Raw genomic sequence first — 17629 nt, forward strand, 5'->3', positions numbered from 1 at the left:
AATCCTTTGGTAGTAAAGAGAAAATCCTTTGCGCCTTTGCGTCTTGAGTGAGCGCAGCGAACGGGCGTGAGGTAAGCCGTTGAATTTCAGGTTTTGCTTCCCATTGCGCCGTTACGAGAGCCCGGCTTTGACACATCAAGAACCGCCGGAGTCCGACGGCGTGACGTTGAATGTCCCTGACACACCGGAGGCGCGTACCGCCCGATCGTACATGGCTTCGGCAAAGGGCGGCGGGATGACGAACTGGCCGGCGCTGGTGACCTTGGCCCGGTAGCTGAGTTCCCGTGCCGTGGTATCGAAGCGGCCGTAAAAGACCACCCGGTCTTCGCGTACATCGACATAGTCGGCCCGCCAGCCGACGGCGGTGCGCGGCACCGAATCGCGCAGCACCTCGAAGCCGCCCGGCAGCAGGTCAATGACCGCCACGTTGGAAACCGGTTCGTTCAGCGCCCGCACCCGCAGGCGCACGGTGACTTCCTGGCCCTGTTGCAGCTCGGTAACCGGCTTGCCGTTGCCATTCAGGTACTCGCGGGTGATTTCCAGCTTGTCGCGCACCGGGGTCGTCGGCATCTCGCGGTCGAACCCGGCCTGGGACAGCAGGTGGAACAGCGCCTTGTCGGCGGCTACCAGCAGCTTGGCGGTATCCGTGCCGAAGGCCGCTTGGGGTAAGGGTTGCTGCTCGATCGCCAACGGATGTTCGCCTTTATTGCGATCTACGGCGGTAATGCGGATGGCCTCCTCCCGCAGCGGCGAGGTTTGCAGTTGGCCGTAAGCGCCCAGCGCCAGGATGGTATAGGCGGCGGAAATGGTGTTGTAGCGGCCGCGGAATACCGGTTCGACAAATCGCAGCAATGCCTCGCCGTCGAGCTTTGCCGCCCGGTTCGGGAAATGCTTCGCCAGCAGGTAAACGAACTGGGCGTCGCGGGTCAATGCCGAATGGAAGATACCGTCTTTACCGCTGTCCTTGGCGCCGAGGGGGTAGTGGCTGATCAGCGCCCTGGCATCATCCTGCATGTGAAGCAGCCCGTAGGCGGATGCCATATAAGCTGCCGCCAGATCCTGCCGCCAGATTTTCGGCTGGTGTTTGTCCAGCCAGGTCTGCAGGTTGATCAGGTGGTTGGTGGTCACCTCGCCCATGCGGGTCAGCAGATAGATGGCGTAGGCACGCACCCGTGCCTGTTCCAGATCGGCCGGCTGGTTGCCGACATAGTCGCGCAGGTAGTCGCGGCCGCGGGTCATGAGGTCCTCGGGTACGGCGTAGCCGAGAGCGCGGACCTCGAGGAGAAAATGCATGACGTAGACGCTGGGGAATTCCGCCACCTCGCTGCCGCCGGGCCAGAAACAGAAACCGCCGTTGGCCAGTTGCCGCTCGCGCAGCCTGGCGATGAGCGTGGCGAAGCGCTGTCGGTTGTCTTTGCTGTGTGGCGCAAAGGCCGGATGGCTCATCAGTCCGACCAGCGGGAAAACCTGGCTGACAACCTGTTCGGTGCAGCCGTGGGGAAAGTGTTCCAGGTAGGACGACAGGCCGTCGATGAGAACCAGTGGGCTGCTTGATGCCGCTACCCGCTGTTCGGCCAGATCGGCGTATAAGCTGCGCGGCACCTTCAGCTGGGCCTTGCCATTTTTGCTGTAGCCGCTGCTCAGGGTGGTGGTGTAGGGCAGTGCCGGACGGATGCTGAGGGTTGCGCGGCGCGTGGCCTGCTCCTTGCCCGAGGTGACGATGAAGCGCACTTGGGCCGCGCCTAGTTTGTCCTTGGCGCGCAGCTGGAAGTGAAGAGTCTTTTCGCTGCCTTCGCTGATGGTCAGCCGTTGTTCTTTATCGCCGATGATGTCCAGTTGTTCGGAAGCTTCCAGGCGTACGCTGACCGGGGCGTTCTTGCCCGAGCCTTCGAGGATGTTGCTGATGCTGGCCGAGGTGCGGAAACTGTCTCCGGGAGCCGCCTGGGTCGGCAGACTGGGCGTGATGACGAAGGGGCCTCGTACCAGGCTGGATTCTTCCGCCACGCCGATGGCCTCTTCGGCCACCGCCACGGCCATGATACGCAGGGTGCCGGCAAAGGTATCGGGCACCGTGAAGCTTACGCTGCGTTTCTGGCTATCGGCATCGAGAATGCCTGACCAGAAAACCGCCGGTTTGTCCAGGGCTCGAGCGAAGGGGTTGAGGTTGGCGGCCAGCGCTTTGCGCATGCTTTCGTCGGCCATGCCGCCGCCGCTGGCGGAAAGCCGGCGGATCAGATCGAATTCCGGCAGCAGTAGATCGAGCATCTGCAGGGTATCGACCTGCAGGGCACGTTTGCGCAGAAAGTGATCGAGGGGTTGCGGCGTTTTATATTTTGCCACCTGCAGAATGCCCTCGTTGACCGCAAACACGGCGATACGCGAAGGGCGGGATGTGCTGTAGTTGATTTCCATGCGATCCCCGGGCCGCGCTTTGGACGCCACATCCAGCTGCACATCAAGGGTGCGCTTGCCGCGATCGATGGTGAAAGGCGCCACGGCGTAGCTCAAGGGACTGGTGAAAATCTCCCGGGAGTCGGCGGCGCGCACGAAGGCGACGTTGACATAGGCGTTGCCCTCCAGGTCTTTGGGGATGGTGATGGTCTGCATGCTGCTGGTTGTGTCGGCGCTGAACCATTTCCAGGTGTGCACCCGGTGGCTTTCGATGGTGATCAGACCGCTGCCGGTATAAGGGGCGGTGATGTTCATTTCGATGGTGTCGCCGGCCTTATAGTCGTTGCGGTCGAGTTTGAGATCGAGTTCGGCGTTCTTTTCCCGTTGTCCCAGCAGGTTGCCGTGACCGACTACGGTAAAGCGCACCCGTGCCAGTTTCAGGCCCTGCGCATCGAGAATCTCCCACACGTAGGTGCCGGGGCGGTCGGTGGGCAGTCGGTAACGGCTACCGCTGGCGTCTATGGCAAAGTCCTGTATGTGCAGCTCCTGCTCCTTTTCCATCGACTGGTAGGCGTAGGTGCCGTCGGGCTGTTGCACCAGGGTCGAGATGCTGCGGATTTCCGCGAGTCGCGCCCGCAGTCCTTCCACGGCGCGGGGTTGTAGATCGGTGCCGATGGCAAGGAGGTCGATAACGCGTTCGGCATCCTTGTGGATGTAGTCCAGCTTGCCGTCGCTTTTGGTGCCGATGAGGGTCTTGAGAGGGGATAGCAGCACGCTGTTGCGCGCCGTGACGCTACGCCCGCCACCGGGTTCGAATCCTTCGGTGGTCAGGGTCAGCAGGTAGGTTCCGGCGTTGAAACGCTCCAGCGGCAAGGTGAATTCGGCTTGGCCTTGTTCATCGGTGGTTTGAACGTTCAGTTCTTCGCTGATCTGAAGCGGTTGCTTGTCCGGATCGTACCAGGGATCGGCAAAGCTGAACTCGGGATATTCCTTGAAGCTGAAACGCGCACTGCGCACGTTCATGAAAGCCGTTACTTTGCGCCCCTGGGCCGGCGTGCCGAACAGGTTGCGCAGGCCCACGCGGGCCGTGAGCCGGGTTGCGGTACTCCATCCACGCTCCTCGATGCCGAGCAGCGTACTCCGGATTTTCAGGGTGTCGGGTTGGAATTCCTCGACGCGGAATTGGTCCAGGCCGATCATGCGGCCCCGGTGGTTGTTGTCGCGCACCAGATAGAGGGCCACTTGATAGGTGCCGGTTTCCGAGGCAGCTTGCGTGGCATAGGGATAGTCGAAGAAGCCCTTGGCCGGCAGCTTGAGGCGCTTGCTGGCAACCTCGGTGCCGCGTGGGTTGCGGATGGCGATTTCCAGGGGGATCCCTTCAATATTGTTCAGCGGCTGCGCTTTGACGATACAGCCGATGGCGACCTGCTCTCCCGGACGGTACAGGCCGCGGTCACTGAACAGGAAAGCCCCCAGGCTCTGCCCGTTGCGTTGCCGGTCGCGAACGCCGCCGACTTCGAAACGGGAGAAATTCAGTTGCCGGGTCCGGCGTTCAAAGGGGATAAAGGCCATGTCGTCGGCAGTTGTGACCACATAGGCGGTCGGCTGCTGCTCGTTCCTGAACCCCTTGGTGCTCGGAAACTTTACATGTCCCTCGGCGTCGGTGGTGCGGGTCAGTAGCGGCAGGCCGTTGCGCCCCTGCAGAGTGACCCTGGCGCCGGCCACCGGTTGCCCGTTGCCGAAAGATCGGACGAAGACGTCGTGACTCCGGTCGGCATTGTCCTTGACCAGCAGGCCGAAGTCGGTCACCAGGATCAGGCGTTTGTCGCTGACCCAGCTCATTTTGCGCTTACGGGTTTTGTCCCAGCCGCAGAGTTCCACAAAGAACAGTCCGCAGCGATCCCTGTCGGATGGCAGGTAGGCGCTGAGGTCGACGGAGGCGTAGTTGGCCTGTTGGGGCGGGAGCTGTTTCAGATCGATGATCTGCTGCGCATATTCGACGATATTGTCTTCGTCAAACCGGTAGCTGGCAAAGTCCGGGTCGCTTAAATCGCCGTACGTCTGACTGATCAGATGCTGCAACTGGCCCGGCAGCAGTTTGCCGATGCGGACCTGGAAGGCGTCCAGGCCGCGGGTCATGAGCCCCAATCGGTGGGATCCGGCCAGGGAGAGCAGCGCTCCGTCGGCGGCGATCTGGAGCTCCTTCGGGTATGTCGGCGCCCTCAACAGGGTGTCGTAGAACGAGGCATGCACGAAGCCGCCCAAAGAGGTCAGCCCCGGTTTGAGGCGAAGATAAAGAGTACCTCCCGGCGGTGCATCCAGGGGCAGGTGAAATTCCCTGGAAAAGCCGTGCTCCGTCTCGAGGGGCACCAGGGGCACAGGGGTGGCCTGGGCCAGAATCGCGGAAGTGACCTCCCGGGGGCTGCGCCAGCGGGAACTGTTTCGCTGCGGGTTGCGCGGCGGCAGCAGCCAGGCCTGCAGCTTGTCCTTAAGCTCGGCCTCGGTGATATCGTCGGTGAAGCGGAGTCTGAGAACCTGCTGCGGTTCATTGGTCGAGGTACGGACGATAATTGCCTCGGCCTCTTCCACTTTCAGAAAACTCAGTCGGTCGGGTATCAGTAACTCCTTGGCGAGTTGCCGCGTGGATGGCTCCCCGCCGATGGCCGGGGCGATACCGGCCTGTAGAGACAGCCGCAGGTAGTTGCTATGCTCCGGCAGTTGCAGCGGCATACTGTGGACATAGGCTTCGCGCTGGTTCTTGTCGTAGCTGAGAGTGAACCCGACTTTTTGAGGGCTGGCCTTGCTGTCCTTGTCGGAGGGATGCATGCTCAGGGCCAGGTGTTTTTCCAGGCTTTGGGCATCGACCGGATGGGAAAAACGCAGGGTCGCAACGGCCTGGCGGATTTTACGATTTCGCGGATCCTGGTAAAACTCCAGATTGTCGAGGTCGACATCAAAAGCCGGAGTGTCAAAGGTATAGTCCAGGCTGCTGAAACGGGATTCCGGGGAAAACAGCTGTTTGTCGAAGCGCAAACGGTAGCGGGTACCGGCCTGCCATTCCCGGTCGGGGACAAATATCAGGGTGCGGTCCCCCTCCCAACTCCACGTACCACTTATGGCAGGCTTCAGGCGGATGCCGGTTTCGATGCGTTGATCCACCAGGTCGAGGCGCGCCACCGATGGCATGATCTCGGGTATCTGTTGTTCCGGCTGCAGCCGCTGGGTATTGTAACGAAAGCTGACGCGCAGGGCATCAGGCTGCAGGGTTTCGTCGTTGGGGGTGATGCCCGGAGCCTCGATGTCGGCCGTCAACAGCAGAGGCCTGGGCAGGTGCCGATAGTAGCCGTAGCCAGCCACGACGGCGAAAGCCAGCAACGCCAGCAATCCCAGGCCGCTCCAGAATCGTTTAGGGCTTTGCTTGCGTGTGCGTTGCAACGCTGCGGCCCAGGGCGGCGGCGTCCAGGAAAACGATCCGGCAAGTTTATTTATCCCCAATCTGACGGCGCGGAGCAGTCTCTTCATCTTCTCATCCTTTGGCGAACACGGTGTTGGTGTGCAGAGATGTTGCGAAGCGTTTCCTTTCCGCATACCTCCGGCTAAATCCCTCAGGATCAAGTGTTTTTCATAATGGCACCCAAATATATCATGCGTACCGTTTCGTTAACAGGGGTATCGCAAGTGTCTATATAGAATGAAGGCGAACAAATAAACCGTAGAGACTTGTCAAGTTATGACTAGTAAAAGCCTTAACTATCCGAGCAATAAAAAGATTTTTTTATTTACATTCCTTATCGTGATCAGTATATTCCCCGACAAATAATTCTTTACTAATTATTGTATACATATTCTATTTGTTTAATTTTACCGTATACCGAAAAACGCTGGTGCCTTGCCTTTGTAACGAGCAAAGCTGTGTTCGATTTCAGAAGAACCATATCCGTTTAGCATAATCGTTGTTGATGAAACTAATACGTTTTGGCTTTGGAGGAAAGTATGACATTAAATTTGCGAGGGAAAATTTTATTGCCGACCATTATTGTCGTTGTGGTCGGGCTGGCATTGTCCGGGTTCTTGAATTACCGATCGTCAAAAGCGGCCCTGGAGACGACGATTAACGGCCAGTTAACCGAGTTGACACGGGGCTTGGCCGGCCAGTTTGAAGGCTGGATCGACGGCTTGATTCATGATATCGAGATCTGTTCTCAACGCGATGTTATGCGCAGAGCATTGCAGGCCGAGGGTGAGGATCAGCAATTGGCAACCCTGGACGCGGGTAAAGATCTCGAGACAATGCTCAAGGAGTACGGTGGTTACGAAGGATTTCATGTGGCCGGTATAGATGGCCGGGTGGTGGCATCCTCCGATCCGGCCGCTGTCGGCAAACTCGATATCAGCCAGCGAGACTATTTTAAGCAAAGTCTTGCGGGCAAGACAATTGTTTCCGAGGTATTGCGCAGCAAGGTGACCAACAACCCGATTTTTGTTATCGCAGTACCGGTGCATGACGGCACCCGGGTTGCGGGGGTGATTATCGGTGTGCTGGATCTTTTACAGTTTACCGATCAATACATCAAGCCGGTCAAAATCGGGCAGCGCGGTTATGTTTACGTGCTTGATGGCCAGGGGCGTTTCATTGCCCATCCCAACGGTAGCAATATTCTCAACGTCAATGTTGCCGGTTACGATTGGGGACAGGAGGTATTAGGCAAAAAGAGAGGCTTCACCTTCTACCAGTGGGAAGGTATCGACAAGCTGCTTGCTTACGACCAGGTTCCTTCAACCGGCTGGATTGTGGCGGCTTGCGCAGAAAACCATGATGTTTTTTCCGCCATCGACGGTATTCGCAATCAGAGTATTCTTGTCGCTCTCATTCTGCTGGGGGTACTGATCGGGGTGGTCTTTTTAATCGTGCGGCCGATTGTTAACGCCGTGCGTCTGGGGGCTCATTTCGCCGAAACCATCAGTCTGGGAGATCTGTCGGAGCGGCTGCATCTTGCCCGACAGGATGAAATCGGGCAGTTGGGGCAGGCTCTCGATACCATGGCCGACAGTCTGCAGGAAAAGGCACGACTTGCCGATCAGATCGCGCAGGGGAATCTGGCGGTGGAAGTTTCGTTGGCTTCGGACAAGGATCAGCTCGGCAAGGCCTTGCAGGGTATGACCGCCAATCTTAATGAGGTGCTCGGGGAGGTCAACGTTGCCGGGGAATATATCGCCAGTTGCGCAGCTCAGGTATCGGACTCGAGCCAATCCCTGTCGCAGAGTGCTACCGAAGCCGCCGCTTCCATGGAGGAAATCACCGCTTCCATGACCGAGATGGCCTCTCAGACCCGCCTCAATGCCGAAAATGCCGAGCAAGCCAATGAACTTTCCAAAGAGGCACATGGCGGTGCCACGCAGGGCGCCGAACTGATGGAAAAGATGCTTGCAGCCATCTGGGATATTAACGCATCGAGCGAAGATATTTCGAAAATTATCAAGGTGATCGACGAAATAGCCTTTCAGACCAACCTGCTGGCCCTCAATGCGGCCGTCGAAGCGGCGCGCGCCGGCCAGCACGGCAAAGGCTTCGCTGTCGTAGCCGAGGAGGTTCGGACTCTGGCGGCGCGCAGTGCCAAGGCAGCCAAGGAGACGGCAGAACTTATTGAAAATTCGGTGGCCAAGACGCGAAATGGCACAGAGCTGGCCGATAAGACCTCCGCGTCTTTGCAGACCATTGTCGATGGTGCCACCAAGGTATCGGATCTGGTCGCCGAGATTTCCATGGCGTCCAACGAGCAGGCTCAGGGTTTTAACCAGGTCAACATGGGCTTGGGGCAGATTGACGGCGTGACCCAGCAGAATACGGCCAATGCCGAGGAGAGTGCGGCTGCCGCCCAGGAGCTTACCGGACAGGCCGAGCGTTTGCAGCATGTGCTGGCACGTTTTACCCTGGCGAGCGCGCAAGCCTCCCGGCGTTCTGCGGCCGGACAAAAGGACATTTCAATCGAGGCTCAGCAAAAGCTGGCGCTGCCGCCTGCCTGACGTTTGTCGATGTTCGGCATAGAACAGGTTGCACCATAAAAAACGCCGTCCCTTCTGCCTGGCAGAGGTGGACGGCGTTTTTGTACAAGGGGCGGGCCGGAGTGTCAGCCCTCCCCATTTTTCGACGATTGTTATTAATGGCGCATGAATTTGTCCATATCCAGGAGGATTTTCACCGAATCGCCGGTTTTGCCGATACCCAGAATATAACTGTCGGTGGCGGCCATATCCCCGGAATGGGATTTTTCGATCTTGTCCTGCGGAATGTTGGATACTTCGTTGACACGGTCGACAATCATGCCGGTGGTCTGATCGTTGACTTGAATGACGACGATGCAGGTACGTTCGTCGTATTCACGTTCGGATAGTCCGAAGCGGATGCGTACGTCGACGACCGGAATAACCCGACCGCGCAGATTGATCACGCCTTTGATGAAGTGTGGCATGTCGGGTACTTTGGTAATCTTCTGCACGCCTATGATTTCGATGACATGCTCGATACCCATACCGTATTCCTCATCGGCAATCCAGAAAGTGAGGAATTTATCCTTCATGGTATCTTCTGACTCGACGGCGGTTTCAAGGCCACTGTTGATCGAAGCTTGCGACATCTGTTTGGCTGTGCTTTGGCTGTTAGGCATGGCTTCCACTGTTTTCTCCTCCAGGATAAATGCGATGGTGTAGCAATATCTTTGGGGCTCGAATCCTCAGAATGCATATGTCGATTGAAATAAAAAAATCCACCTTGCAAACCGAAGGCGGATGGAGACATGAAACCGGCCGCAAGGCGGTGTCGTGTCTGAAAGGCATCGATTTCTTCGGTAGCCTGGCGGCCCGCCTGCAACGGGTCCATGGCTTTGCGTCCCCGAGTTACCCCGAGTTTGCTATTTTCGGAAAACTTTATGTGATCCGTATAAGATCTTCTCCTTTGTGCCATATATCGGCCGGCAAGGTCAATAAAACAAAATAAAAAAACAGGGCCGACAGCATCGGCCCTGTTTTTTTGAATCGCGGATCTGCTTATTCAGGCAGTACGACGCAGCAGATGAGTTCTACCCGGCGGTTCAGGTAGCGCCCTTCTTCGGTATCGTTGGTGGCGACAGGTTGGGCCTCGCCGTAACCTCGCGACTTAAGCTTGGCGGCATCCAGGCCGTAATTGTCGATGAGAGCCTGGCGAACCGCCTCGGCCCGTTTTTCGGAGAGCCGCTGGTTGTAGGTGTCGCGGCCCTTGCTGTCGGTATGTCCGGCCAGCAGGATGAATGGGACGTTGGCGTTGGCCCGGACAAAAGCTGCGGCCTTGTCGAGTTCCCCTTTGAATTCGGGTTTGATAACAGCCTGATCAAAGTCGAAATTGATCCGCAGCGTGAGTTTGAGATCGCAACCTTTTTCATCGACATTCATGCCTTTGGGGGTGTCGGGGCACTGGTCGAGGTAGTCGAAGACGCCGTCACCGTCGGTATCCAGGGGGCAGCCCTTGGCATCGACGGGAGCGCCTTTGGGAGTATCGGGGCACTGGTCGAGGTAGTCGAAGACACCGTCGCCGTCAGTATCCAGGGGGCAGCCCTTGGCATCGACGGGAGCGCCTTTGGGAGTATCGGGGCACTGGTCGAGATAGTCGAAAACACCGTCGCCGTCGGTATCCAGGGGGCAGCCCTTGGCATCGACGGGAGCGCCTTTGGGAGTATCGGGGCACTGGTCGAGGTCATCGGTGACGCCATCGCCGTCGCTGTCCACGGGCTCTTTTTTAACGGGCTGTTCGGTTCCGGCAAATTGAAACTGGAAGCCGGCCGTATAGATAATATTGTTTTCCAGGTTGCTTTCGTTGAAGCCGATCATGTGGCGCACATCGGCGCGCAGAGCGACGTTTTCGCCCAAGAAATAGAGCAGTCCGGCTCCGTAGTTGGTCATAAACTCATCGTCTCCATCGAGACTGTATCCCCCGACACCGGCGGCCAGATAAGGAACCAGTTTGTTCTCGGGCATGAAACGATACAGACCGTCGAGGCGATAATTCCAGAAATCGACATCGTCGCCGCTGCCTTCTTCTTCCAGATTGGCGCCACCCACAACCGCTTCCAATCCCAATTGTTGGGTGAAGTTGTAGCCGAGGCCGAGGCTGTAGGCGAGTCCTTCGCTGTCGACGGGCTGGTCACCTTCCATGGTGATGCCGCCGATCATGGGAGACAGGGTAAGGACGCCGGTTTTGATTTCGGCGTGAGACATGACGGGGATGGCACTGCACGTCAGGACGAGCGCAGCTGCAAGAAATCGTGCGAGTTTCATGGGGTACCTCCGTGGTAAATTTCATGGGTGGAATAAATGCGTACCGTATTAGTAATGTTTTGGCGATGATAGCACTTCAGGTGATATTCTTCAAGAGTTATAATATTGCTATTTTAACATTCAAAAGTTTGACGCCTTGGGTGGTGTGCCAGTGATATACGCCGGCATGGGTGGATATCCAGGACCGTTGATTTTATGTATATTTTTTTATGCTATCACTTTTAAAGGGTTCGTCCAGAGATGATCAGGCATAAAAAAACCCGGCAAGGGGTGCCGGGTTTCGGAAAGTATCTGCAGGAGAAAATTACATATGCTGGAAGGATACTTCCACATCCTGGCGGTGTGCGGGGTTGATCTTCCACAGAGAACGTCGGCGGAAGCTGAATGTGCTTGCGATAAGGACATCGGGAAATTGTTCGATGCGGATGTTGTACAGATTCACCGAGTCGTTGAAAAATTCGCGGCGATCGGCGATCTGGTCTTCGATTTCCGTAATACGGTTGCCGAGGTTGCGGAACATCGTGTCGGCTTTGAGGTCCGGATAGCGTTCCACCACCATGAACAGCGAGCGCAGGGTGTCGCTCAGCATGTTCTGCGCGTCAAGCTTTTCCTTGGTGCCTCGGGCATTCTGCACCATGGACCGGGCTTTGATGACCGCCTCAAGGGTCTTTTGCTCGTGCTGCATGTATCCTTCACAGACCTTGATGAGCTTCGGCAGTTCGTCGAAACGTTGCTTGAGCAATATGTCGATGTTGCTCCAGGCGCGGTCGATATTGTTTCTAAGGCTTACCAGGGCGTTGTAGATGGTGATGATGTATCCGGCCACAATCAGCAGCACCAGCGCCAGAACTCCCAGAAAAACAAGAAAAAGCATTGTGTCCTCCTTGCCAGCAGATCATATCACTGCGGCTGCAAAAAATTTATCAGCGTCATTAAGGTCCAGACCAGACCGCCAAGCGATCCGGCAAACAAAGGCAGGGTCAGCAAGATATAATTGCGAACCAGGTGTCGTTCCGATTCGGCCTCGGCGATGACGAAAGGAATCGATCTTTGACGGGGCCGGCCGACAATCACCCGATCGCTTTGTGTTACCCGGGTGTGATCGCCGGCGAGGCTGTCCTGCAGTACCTGCTGTTCGATGTTGTTGCGTGCATGTTCCCATTCCGTTTCGCAAATGCGGCCGTCGCCATCGCGGTCGTACTGCTGCAACGCGTCCGGATTGCGTTTGAGTTCCTGCAGCGCACGGGTGACCCGCGCTCGCAGAGAGGCGTCCCTGCGTTTGTTTTCACGGGCCTGGCCGAGAATATACAGCTGCGTACCTTCGGTGACCATCTCTTCGATCCATTTTTCACTGCTGCTGCCGCCAACGCTGCCGAACATGGTGTTGGAACGGCCGCCGTAGGATTCCTGGCGGTGACGGGCGGTGACGGATGCGCCGCACGGATCGATGGTGACTCTGCCGGTGTCGTCCTCCAGATAAAAAGGCACGTGGCCACTGTCCGTGGTACTCGTAAGCCGCCAGTTGTTCTTGCTGTCGCGTCGGTATTTGCGGAGCCGGTAAAAAATGCAGGGCAACTGACTTAACGGCGATACCAGTGCGAATTTTCTGGTGGCCCGGCCTTGCAATTCCACCAGTCCCATGGACAGAGAACGGGCCTTGCTTGTCGGGGTGTTTTCCACATGTCGCTTCAGACGCCAGAAGTGGAGGGCGCCCCAGAAGCAGAGGCCGGTCAGCAGTGCCGGCAGAATAGCGGTTCTTATGCCGGCGCGTAAGGTGGAAACCACCGCGTTAGTGCCGGTAGCGGTCAACAGGCCGAAGCCCACCGCCACGGCAATGCCCAGGGTCAGTTGCGGGCTGGCCGTGCGTTGCGCTCCCGTTTGTGGCGGAGGCGGCGGCAGGCTGACGCTGGGGGCGGGTTGCGAGGGGGCGGTAGCAGCAGGTGCTTCCTCCCCAAGCTCTTTTCGCAGCATCTCCAGCAAAGGATGGGCTACCGTACCGGCGGACATTGCAGAGGCTGGGGAGACAGAACCGGATTCGTCCAGTTCGGTCATCAGCCAGCCAAAACGGGTCAGGGCGGCCAGGTTGTCGCGTTGCCAGTTCGGGCCGTCTTCGTCGGTTTTGAGGCGACACCCGGGCAGGTTGGCAAGACCAAAATCGAGTTGCAGTCGGCAAGAAGCGACCTGCCGGCGAATCTGCTGCAAAAGGACCTTCAGGTTGCCGACAGAGCTGAGGGTGGCAAGGTCGCCCAGTCCACGCGGGTCGAACCGCCCCGGTAGGATGCGGACCGCAGCGTCGACTTCGCCCTGGTCATTGAAACGGTACACATCGAGTACCGGTTTGCCGCGCAAAGTCGCCTTGGCCAGTTCCGCATCGCCTAACGGGCGGGTTTCGCGCACACCGTTATAGACGCGTTGGGCCATGTGAAATTTAAGGTTTTTGGCGGCAGCCTGACCGGAAAGGTCGGCGAGCACCGCCAGCACCCGATGCTCGGCGGTGAGGTTTACCGTCCCTTCGCCGGTTACCAGGGCAAGTTGTTCGTCGCCCAGGCGTACGCTCCGCAATCTCTGCGGTGCAAAGCGCGGTGTTTTGGCTTCGATAATCCAGCTACGGATATTCTGCTCCGCCAACAAGTCTGCGATGTTCGTCAATCGCTCCCGTTTGCCTTCGGCAATGCAGTTGCATCCGCGTCCGATAAGGCGTTGCCGCAGGATATAACCATCGAGATCAAACTTGCGCGCCAGCAGCGGGCGGAGTTCCGCAAGCCCCTGGTGGTCGGCGGCGACGCTGCGGGCGATGAGCTGGTATGTGGGGTCGGACTGAGACATAAAAAAATCTTTCGCTGCGGTTGTGATTCGGCGAGCACCTTTTATACCGTGAGCTCTTGTGGGGGATCAAGGACTTTGCGTCAAACCGTTTCATACGGGGTCGGAGGAATTGTCTTGGTGGCCCGGTTTGTGCTAGTCTTGCAGCGCGAATTTTACTACATCCCAGGAGAACAATTTATGGCTACAACCGCGGATTTAAAACGTAATCTGGTGATCCAGATCGACAATGCCCCCTGTCTGGTGCTCGATGTGAACACCCAGACTCCCTCGGCCCGGGGCGGCAGTACCTTGATCAAAACCAAGTACCGGAATCTGCTGACCGGTCAGGTGCTCGAGAAGGCCTTCAAGGGGGGCGAGCGCATCGAAGATGCCGATTTTGAGCGGCGCAAGGGCCAGTTTTTGTATGCCATCGACGAGCAGGGCGTATTTATGGACCTTGAAAGTTACGATCAGTATGAGCTCGGCGGGGATATGTACGAAGATATCCGCGGTTACCTGGTCGACGGCATGGAGCTGCAGATGGGCGTGTTCCAGGGACAGGTGGTCAGTATCGATCTGCCCCAGACGGTGGAATTGACCGTGGTCGAAACCGCGCCGGCCCTGAAAAACGCCACGGCCACCGCCCAGACCAAAGAAGCGGTTCTGGAGACCGGTCTGCGTCTGCAGGTGCCCCCGTATCTGGAATCCGGCGAACGCATCAAGGTCGATACCCGCGAGTGCCGTTTTATCTCCAGGGCTTGATGGCCTTTCGAAATAGTCGAAATTCGCCGTAGAGGCTGCAGGGTAAAGGCATGAGACGCATGCTTGTTATTCGTTTGCTTTGCGGTCGATCGGGTTTTACATGCAACCATGACAAGAGGAGGATGTTATGCCTGTTTCCGTGTTTCGCGTAGTCCGGGAATTTCGCGAATACGTTATCAGCCAGGGTGAGGACTGGGAAAATTGGTATATCGGTATAGCTGTTGATCCCAGTGATCGCCTTGCCGACGATCACCTGGTCAAGTTCGGTCAGGATCGTTGGTTCTGTCGCGAAGCGTACACCCCGCAGGAGGCGCAGGAGGCCAAAGCCAAGCTGGTCGACGATTACGGTATGGATAGCAACGACGAGCTGGACGAAAAGACGGGCTTATTCGTGTACGGCTACAAAAAGGCGCCCCATACCCAGCCCTGACCGATGGGCGCATGGGTTTTCGGGGGGATATTCTCTACCCCGGAACTATCGTTTTTACAGGCAATATAAAAAAGGCCGCTCCCGGGGGAGCGGCCTTTTTGCACACTGTTTGTAGCCTGCTGCTTACAGAGGCAACAGTTTTTTGCCGTACACTTCGTTGATGACCTGAGCCAGGCCGGTGTAGATGGCGCTGAGGCCGCAGAAGATACCTTCGTAGCCGGCAATGTGGCCGATGGTGTGACGCAGTTCGCCGGTGAGGGTGTGCTCGTAAGCGAGCAGGAAGAACAGGATGGTCAGCGTGCCGAAGACCACCTGCAGGGCGCGGGTCAGTTTGAAGGTGCCGATGAACAGAACCAGGGTGAACAAACCCCACATGAACAGATAGGCGGTAAGGCCGGCATCGTCAACAGCCACGGCTTTGCCGAAGCCCATGTCGGGCAGAATCCAGAGACCTACCAGGGTCAACCAGAACATGCCGTAGGAAGTGAATGCGGTGGTTGCGAAAGTGTTGCCTTTTTTCCACTCCATGATGCCGGCGATTACCTGAGCGGCGCCGCCATAGAAGATGCCCATGGTCAGGATCATGGCGCTGAGGCCGATGATGTTGGCGTTGTGCAGGTTGAGCAGCACGGTGGTCATGCCGAAGCCCATAAGGCCCAGAGGTGCGGGATTCGCGGTTTTGTCGACGATCGAGAGCTGATCTGCCATTGTTTTGTTTCCTCCCAGAAAAATATAGGTTTTGCCGGCGACGGGGGCCGGCACGAATGATGGTCTCCGTCTTATGTGTAGAACCGTGTTTGTCGAATCGCGGAATTATTATTTAGAATGAGGCGCGAAGTCAAGTCCCCAGTGTCTTAAAATGGCTTACAATATGGTATACGTTTTTGTTTCAAGGAATCTGTAACGACCTGATGTACGGTTGAAAATTGTTTCGGTACGGTTCGCTCCACGGATGTCCCCGGCAAAGGTTGACCGTCGGCGGACGGGCTTGCTACTCTCCTTTGTTACAGGTGGCGCCGGGCCGGCGATTGTCGGTACGGTATGGTTTGCCTGCAGTTTCAACCTCTTAAGATGACGGAACAGCGATGTTTACCTTTGAAGCCGCCAAATATCCCACCGCCAGCGGTGTTTATCTGATGAAAGGCGAAGCGGGGACGGTCTTTTATGTCGGTAAGGCCAAGAACCTTCGCAGTCGTTTGCGCAGTTATTTTTCCGAACATGGGGACAATCGTCCGCAGATCCGTTTTTTGCTCAAACGGGTACATGACATCGAAACCATCGTGACGGATACGGAAAAAGAGGCACTGATCCTCGAAAATACTCTCATAAAAAAGTACCGGCCCCGCTATAACATCAACCTGCGGGACGATAAGACGTATCTCTCGCTGCGTCTCGACCCGCGGCAGGAATTTCCCATGTTGCAGCTGGTGCGGCGGGTGCGGCGCGACGGTGCTCTCTATTTCGGACCTTACGCGTCGTCGACGGCGGTGCGCGCCACATTGCAGGAGATTTATCGGATATTTCCGTTGCGCAGGCATCCCTGGGAATCCTGTCGCAGCCGCTCCCGTCCCTGTCTCTATTATCAGATCGGGCAGTGCAGCGCACCCTGCCACGGCAAGATCAGCGCGGAGGATTACCAGCGCCTGGTCGATGGCGCACTGGCTCTGTTGGCGGGGCGGGAATCGGAAGTGGTGGAGTCCCTTCAACATCAGATGGCCGCCGCGGCCGAGCGCATGGCGTTTGAGGAAGCGGCCCGGTTGCGCGACCAGTTGCGGGCGATCGAGCAGACGGTCGAGCGGCAGAAGGTGGTCGAAGCGGGCGGCGGGGACCAGGACGTTGTCGGTCTGCATCGCGAAGGGGGAGAGGTGGAGCTTGCCATCCTGTTCGTGCGCGAGGGCAAGGTGATCGATCGTCGCAGCTACAATCTCGAATGGCGTCTGGACGAGGAAGAATTGCTGTCGACGTTTCTGCAGCGATTTTACGGCCGCGATGTCTGCATCCCGGACCGGGTGTTGTTGCCTTTTCTGCCGGAAGGGAGCGAAGTGCTGGCCGAATGGCTGAGCGAGCAACGGGGTAAAAAAGTACAAGTGCTGGCGCCTTTGCGTGGCACCCGTCGCAAACTGGTGGCCCTGGCCGCGCGCAATGCCGAGGAAAGCTTCAGGGAAAGGGGCTCCAGGCGCGAGGCGCGTCAGGGTGTGCTGGAGGAAATTGCCAGGCGCCTGCATCTGACGCGGTTCCCCCATCGTATCGAATGCTTCGATATCTCCAACGTACAGGGGCGCTTCAGTGTCGGCAGTATGGCAGTGCTTAGCGATGGCGAGCCGGACAAAGGCGCTTATCGGCATTTTCGCATCCGCAGTGTCGAGGGCAGCGACGATTACGCATCTCTTTACGAAGTGTTGCGGCGTCGCCTGGAGCGCGGTCTGCGCGAAGAATCGTTGCCGGATTTCATTCTCATGGATGGCGGCAAGGGGCAGCTGAACATCGTTTGTACCGTGCTGGACGAGCTGAATCTTACCGGGCGCATCGATGTGGCAGGCATCGCCAAAAGCCGGGTGATGGCTAATGTGCGCGGCAAGGCGGTGGAGCGCAGCGAGGAGCGGTTCTTTTTGCCCGGTCGCAAAAATTCCGTTAATTTGCGTCAGGGCTCGCCGGCATTGTTCATGCTCGAACGTTTGCGTGATGAGGCCCACCGGTTTGCCATTACCCACCATCGCAAATTACGCCGTCGCAGCACCCTCGGCTCGGTGCTCGAGGAGATTCCGGGGGTCGGTGAAAAACGCAGGAAGGCATTGCTGAAGCATTTCGGCAGCCTTAAGGCCGTTCAAGCCGCCAGTCTCGATGAATTACGGGCCATGCCCGGCCTGCCGGCCGCTTTGGCGGAACGGATTCATGCGGCTTTTCAGGAGAGGAAAACCTCGTGATTGTCTCCGT

10 protein-coding genes and 1 riboswitch are annotated in these 17629 nt (G+C 57.4%); of the genes, 4 read left to right on the forward strand and 6 right to left on the reverse strand.

Annotated elements, in window-relative coordinates; all coding sequences use genetic code 11:
- Window positions 1-135 precede the first annotated feature (135 nt).
- Window positions 136-5913 (reverse strand): alpha-2-macroglobulin family protein, encoded by a 5778-nt coding sequence (locus PCAR_RS03450; RefSeq protein ID WP_011340242.1) that lies wholly within the window; start codon window positions 5911-5913, stop codon window positions 136-138.
- A gap of 471 nt (window positions 5914-6384) precedes the next feature.
- Between PCAR_RS03450 and PCAR_RS18985 the strand changes: the two genes are divergently transcribed.
- Window positions 6385-8415, forward strand: a complete 2031-nt coding sequence (locus PCAR_RS18985; protein WP_011340243.1) for a methyl-accepting chemotaxis protein — start codon at window positions 6385-6387, stop codon at window positions 8413-8415.
- A gap of 134 nt (window positions 8416-8549) precedes the next feature.
- On the opposite strand, the gene PCAR_RS03460 is transcribed toward PCAR_RS18985, so the two are convergent.
- From PCAR_RS03460 to PCAR_RS03480, 4 genes are all read right to left on the reverse strand, one after another.
- Window positions 8550-9056, reverse strand: a complete 507-nt coding sequence (locus PCAR_RS03460) for a chemotaxis protein CheW (RefSeq protein ID WP_245523311.1) — start codon at window positions 9054-9056, stop codon at window positions 8550-8552.
- 176 nt (window positions 9057-9232) lie between these two features.
- A riboswitch (cyclic di-GMP riboswitch) is annotated at window positions 9233-9311 on the reverse strand.
- A gap of 124 nt (window positions 9312-9435) precedes the next feature.
- A complete protein-coding gene (locus PCAR_RS03470; RefSeq protein ID WP_011340245.1) occupies window positions 9436-10698 on the reverse strand; it encodes an OmpA family protein in 1263 nt (420 codons plus the stop codon).
- 304 nt (window positions 10699-11002) lie between these two features.
- Entirely contained in the window at window positions 11003-11572 is a 570-nt protein-coding gene (locus PCAR_RS03475; RefSeq protein WP_011340246.1) for a LemA family protein, read from the reverse strand.
- A 26-nt stretch (window positions 11573-11598) separates the two neighbouring features.
- Entirely contained in the window at window positions 11599-13524 is a 1926-nt protein-coding gene (locus PCAR_RS03480; RefSeq protein WP_011340247.1) for a GIDE domain-containing protein, read from the reverse strand.
- Between the two features lie 177 nt (window positions 13525-13701).
- Here PCAR_RS03480 and PCAR_RS03485 point away from each other — a divergent pair, with 177 nt between their 5' ends.
- Together PCAR_RS03485 and PCAR_RS03490 are read left to right on the forward strand one after the other, a co-directional pair.
- Entirely contained in the window at window positions 13702-14265 is a 564-nt protein-coding gene (locus PCAR_RS03485; RefSeq protein WP_011340248.1) for an elongation factor P, read from the forward strand.
- A 127-nt stretch (window positions 14266-14392) separates the two neighbouring features.
- Window positions 14393-14695, forward strand: coding sequence for a hypothetical protein (locus tag PCAR_RS03490; RefSeq protein ID WP_011340249.1), 303 nt, complete (start codon window positions 14393-14395; stop codon window positions 14693-14695).
- A gap of 123 nt (window positions 14696-14818) precedes the next feature.
- Here PCAR_RS03490 and PCAR_RS03495 read toward each other — a convergent pair whose 3' ends face one another.
- Complete coding sequence (locus PCAR_RS03495; RefSeq protein ID WP_011340250.1) at window positions 14819-15403, reverse strand: acetate uptake transporter; 585 nt, start codon at window positions 15401-15403, stop codon at window positions 14819-14821.
- A 377-nt stretch (window positions 15404-15780) separates the two neighbouring features.
- Between PCAR_RS03495 and uvrC the strand changes: the two genes are divergently transcribed.
- On the forward strand, window positions 15781-17619 hold the full coding sequence (gene uvrC, locus PCAR_RS03500; protein WP_011340251.1) for an excinuclease ABC subunit UvrC: 1839 nt from the start codon (window positions 15781-15783) through the stop codon (window positions 17617-17619).
- Window positions 17620-17629 lie beyond the last annotated feature (10 nt).

It is taken from the genome of Syntrophotalea carbinolica DSM 2380, from assembly GCF_000012885.1.
Classification (GTDB): domain Bacteria; phylum Desulfobacterota; class Desulfuromonadia; order Desulfuromonadales; family Syntrophotaleaceae; genus Syntrophotalea; species Syntrophotalea carbinolica.